This window comes from Halomonas koreensis (genome assembly GCF_031451675.1).
Taxonomy (GTDB): Bacteria; Pseudomonadota; Gammaproteobacteria; order Pseudomonadales; family Halomonadaceae; genus Halomonas; species Halomonas koreensis.
In genome coordinates this window covers 1-4,259 of the sequence record NZ_JARWAK010000030.1, presented here as the reverse complement: position 1 = coordinate 4,259, position 4,259 = coordinate 1, and the positions used below count along the sequence as shown (strand labels likewise).

4 protein-coding genes and 2 tRNA genes are annotated in these 4,259 nt (G+C 67.6%); 2 read left to right on the top strand and 4 right to left on the bottom strand.

Annotated features, from left to right (window positions below):
* Positions 1-138 precede the first annotated feature (138 nt).
* From htpX to msrB, 4 genes are all read right to left on the bottom strand, one after another.
* Complete coding sequence (gene htpX, locus QC818_RS18265; protein WP_309654299.1) at positions 139-1,038, bottom strand: protease HtpX; 900 nt, start codon at positions 1,036-1,038, stop codon at positions 139-141.
* Positions 1,039-1,148: 110 nt separating this feature from the next.
* Positions 1,149-2,378 (bottom strand): pyridoxal phosphate-dependent aminotransferase, encoded by a 1,230-nt coding sequence (locus QC818_RS18260; protein ID WP_309654298.1) that lies wholly within the window; start codon positions 2,376-2,378, stop codon positions 1,149-1,151.
* A gap of 65 nt (positions 2,379-2,443) precedes the next feature.
* Positions 2,444-3,406, bottom strand: a complete 963-nt coding sequence (gene ylqF, locus QC818_RS18255; protein ID WP_309654297.1) for a ribosome biogenesis GTPase YlqF — start codon at positions 3,404-3,406, stop codon at positions 2,444-2,446.
* 76 nt (positions 3,407-3,482) lie between these two features.
* Entirely contained in the window at positions 3,483-3,884 is a 402-nt protein-coding gene (gene msrB / locus QC818_RS18250; protein WP_309654296.1) for a peptide-methionine (R)-S-oxide reductase MsrB, read from the bottom strand.
* A 172-nt stretch (positions 3,885-4,056) separates the two neighbouring features.
* On the opposite strand from msrB, the gene QC818_RS18245 reads away from it, so the two are divergent.
* Together QC818_RS18245 and QC818_RS18240 are read left to right on the top strand one after the other, a co-directional pair.
* Positions 4,057-4,132, top strand: a tRNA-Glu gene (locus QC818_RS18245).
* A gap of 25 nt (positions 4,133-4,157) precedes the next feature.
* Positions 4,158-4,232 (top strand) — tRNA-Gly (locus QC818_RS18240).
* The last annotated feature ends 27 nt before the right edge of the window (positions 4,233-4,259 follow it).

Sequence of the window (4,259 nt, the reverse complement as noted above, 5' to 3'; positions counted from 1 at the left end):
TCGAACCTCGAACCTCGAACCTCGAACCTCGAACCTCGAACCTCGAACCTCGAACCTCGAACCTCGAACCTCGAACCTCGAACCTCGAACCTCGAACCTCGAACCTCGAACCTCGAACCTCGAACCTCGAACCTCACCTTACTGCCGGTAGGCCGCTTCCTTGAGGGCGCGGATGCGCTCGTCCAGCGGCGGGTGGCTGGCGAACAGCCGCTCCATCAGCTTGCGGGTCTGGCCGGTGGTGATGGCGAAGGCCGTGAGGGTGTCCGGCATCTGGTCGGGCATCTGGGTCTCGGCCTTGAGCCGGGCCAGGGCGTTGATCATGGCGCCGCTGCCGGCGAGCCTGGCCCCGGCGGCATCGGCCCGATACTCGCGGAAGCGCGAGAACCAGGCGACGATGGCCGAGGCGATCAGCCCGAAGACGATCTCGGCGACGATCACCACCGCGAAGTAGCCGAAGAAGCCCAGCCCCTCGCTGTCGTCGCGGCGCAGGAAGCTGTCCACCAGCTGCGCCACCACCCGCGCGAAGAACATCACGAAGGTGTTGAGCACGCCCTGGATCAGCGCCAGGGTGACCATGTCGCCATTGGCCACGTGGCCGATCTCGTGGGCCAGCACCGCACGGATCTCCTCGGGGCGCATGCGGTTGAGCAGCCCCGCGGAGACCGCCACCAGGGCATCGTCCTTGTTCCAGCCGGTGGCGAAGGCGTTGGACTGCTGGGCGGGGAAGATGCCCACCTCGGGCGTCTTGATGCCGGCATCCCGGGCCAGCTCGGCCACGGTGTCCAGCAGCCACTGCTCGCTGCCGTTGGAGGGCTGCTCGATGATCACCGTGCCGGTGGTCTTCTTGGCCATCCACTTGGAGATGAACAGCGACACCAGCGAGCCGGCCATGCCGAACACGAAGCAGAAGATCAGCAGGGCATTGAAGTTGATGCCCTGCGCGCTGAGGTAGGGTTCCACGCCGAGCAGGCGCAGGGTGATGCTGGCCACCAGGATCACCGCCAGGTTGGTGCCCAGGAACAGCAGGATTCTCATCATTGCCGGAAGTCTCCGTCGGGGGTGTCACGCCAGGCCGCCCCCTCGGGGCGGCGCCTAGAAGCAAATGCTTAGATACGGTCTCGGGGCCAGGGTTTCAAGTCCGACGCGCGTCATTGGCGGTAGCGGGACAGGAAGCGGGCGAAGCGGTCGAGGGCGTCCTCGAGCTGGTCGGCCCAGGGCAGGGTGACGATGCGCACATGGTCGGGCTCGGGCCAGTTGAAGGCGGTGCCCTGGACCAGCAGGATCTTCTCCTGCAGCAGCAGGTCCAGCACCAGCTGCTGGTCGTCCTGGATGTTGTAGACCTTGGGGTCCAGCCGGGGGAAGGCGTAGAGCGCCCCCTTGGGCTTGACGCAGGAGACGCCGGGGATGGCGTTGAGCTTGTCGTAGGTGATGTCGCGCTGGGCGAGCAGCCGCCCCCCGGGCAGGATCAGGTCGTTGATCGACTGGTAGCCGCCCAGGGCCGTCTGGATGGCGTGCTGGGCCGGCACGTTGGCGCACAGGCGCATCGAGGCCAGCATGTTGATGCCCTGGATGAAGTCCTCGGCGCGCTGCTTGGCGATGCCGCCGGAGAGCGTCATCCAGCCGCTGCGAAAGCCGGCGCAGCGGTAGCTCTTGGACAGGCCGTTGAGGGTCACCACCAGCTGGTCGTCGGCGGCCAGGGAGCCGGTGGCCACGTGCTCGGTGCCGTCGTAGAGGATCTTGTCGTAGATCTCGTCGGAGAACACCACCAGGTCGTGCTCGTGGGCGATCGCCAGCAGCTCGCGCACCACCTCCGGCGGGTAGACGGCGCCGGTGGGGTTGTTGGGGTTGATGATGACGATGGCCCGGGTGTGGCCGGTGACCTTCTGGCGGATGTCGGCCAGGTCCGGCGCCCAGTCGGCCTGCTCGTCGCAGCGGTAGTGCACCGCGCGGCCGCCGGAGAGGTTGGCGGCGGCGGTCCACAGCGGGTAGTCCGGCGCCGGGATCAGCACCTCGTCGCCGTCGTTGAGCAGCGCCTGCAGGGCCATCACGATCAGCTCGGAGACCCCGTTGCCGATGAAGATGTCCTCGATGCCGACCCCGGGGATGGCCTTGCGCTGGCATTCCTGCATGATCGCCTTGCGCGCCGAGTAGAGCCCCTTGGAGTCGCAGTAGCCCTGGGCGGTGGGCAGGTTGCGCATCACGTCCTGGAGGATCTCCTCCGGCGCCTCGAAGCCGAACGGCGCGGGGTTGCCGATGTTCAGCTTGAGGATGCGCTGGCCTTCCTCTTCCAGGCGCTTGGCGTGGTCGAGCACCGGGCCGCGGATGTCGTAGCAGACGTTGTCGAGCTTGTGCGATTTCCTGAGCGGGGCAGTGTCCATGGGATGGGTGTCCAGTGGTCTCCAGGGGCCGCAGGGCGGCGAGTGTGCATGATCGTGACGAGGCGTCAGGGGGCCGGATCGGCGGGGGCGTCGACCTCGTCCGCTTCCGGGGACGCCTCGTCGGGGATGTCGGCCGGCGTCTCCAGGGTCAGGCGGCCGAGCTTGCCGTCGCGCAGCTCGTGCAGCAGCACCTCGGCGCCGCGGTGCAGGTCCACCTCGCCACCGGGGCGCAGGCCGCCGCGCTTGGCCGCGATCTCTCTCAGGATGGCATGGCCGTCGAACCCGGTGAGCGCCAGCAGGTCGAGGGGGGCGTCGCCGTCGGCGTCGACCCGCTCGGCGCCGGGCGTCGGGCGGTAGGGGGGCAGCGCCTTGAGCTTGTAGCGTCCGGTCAGCGCCTCGGGGTAGCGGCGCGCCAGCTCCGCGGCGGCCACCACGGCCACGTCCACGTAGTCGATGGCGGTGTCGCGGATGGCGCCGCTGGCCGCCAGGCGATAGGCGCTGGCCTGATCCTCGATCTTCGGCCACAGCACCCCGGGGGTGTCGATCAGCGCCACCTGGCCGCCGATGCGCACCTTCTGCTGGCGCTTGGTGACCGCCGGCTCGTTGCCGGTCTTGGCGATGGTGCGTCGGGCCAGGCCATTGATCAGCGTCGACTTGCCCACGTTGGGAATGCCCATGACCATCACCCGTACGTCACGATCGGCGCGCACCTGGCCGGCCAGCTCGTGGCAAAGCTTGGGGATGCGCTTGAGTTCCCGGGCCTGGGTGGTGGTCACCGCCAGGGCGCGCGTATCGGCCTGGGCGTCGAAGTGGGCCGTCCACTCCCGGGTGCGCGCCGGGTCGGCCAGGTCGGCGCGGGACAGGATCTTGAGCACCGGCTTGTGGCGGGTGAGCTCCGCCAGCATGGGGTTGGCGCTGGAGTAGGGGAGACGGGCGTCGAGCACCTCGATCACCACGTCGATCTCCGGCAGCGCCTCTAGGATCTGGCGGCGCGCCTTGTTCATGTGTCCCGGGTACCAGCCGAGCATCCCACTTCTCCTGCTTGCCAAATGAAACGGCCGACCATCATAGCAGATGGCCGGCCGCCTCAGGCGGGGCGTGCCACTATTCCCCGGCGTGGAAGTCGATGGCCACGGAGTTGATGCAGTAGCGCTGGCCGGTGGTCTCCGGCGGGCCGTCCGGGAAGACGTGGCCGAGATGGGCGTCGCAGCGGGCGCACAGCACCTCGATGCGCTGCATGCCGTGGCTGTCGTCGGGCTGCTGTGCCACGCAGCCGCTGGTGAGGGGACGGTCGAAGCTGGGCCAGCCGCAGCCGGCATCGAACTTGTGTTCGTTCTCGAACAGCGGTGCGTGGCAGCACACGCAGTGATAGATGCCGTGCTCGTCGCTGACCCCGTAGTCGCCCGTGAAGGGGCGTTCGGTGCCCTTCTCCCGGGTCACTCGGTACTGCTCGGGGCTGAGCTGCTCCCGCCACTCGGCATCGCTCTTGTGGATCTTCTTGCGCATGGCCTCTCTCCTTCTTCGGTGGCGCCTGCCTCCATTGTGACATCCGGGGTCGGTGATTTTTCCAGCCCGCCCGCCAACGTTTGGTCGCCGGTCCCGCCTTCGGCGACAGGCGCTTGACACTCCCCAAGTCCCTGAGTAATATACGCGCCATCTCGACGAGGCGAGACGCAGCGTCCCATTCGTCTAGTGGTCTAGGACACCGCCCTTTCACGGCGGTAACAGGGGTTCGAACCCCCTATGGGACGCCACTTTCTCTCGACGAGATGCCGGAGTGCGGGAATAGCTCAGTGGTAGAGCATCGCCTTGCCAAGGCGAGGGTCGCGAGTTCGAATCTCGTTTCCCGCTCCATTCAGTCTTCGGGCTGATGGGTTTAGA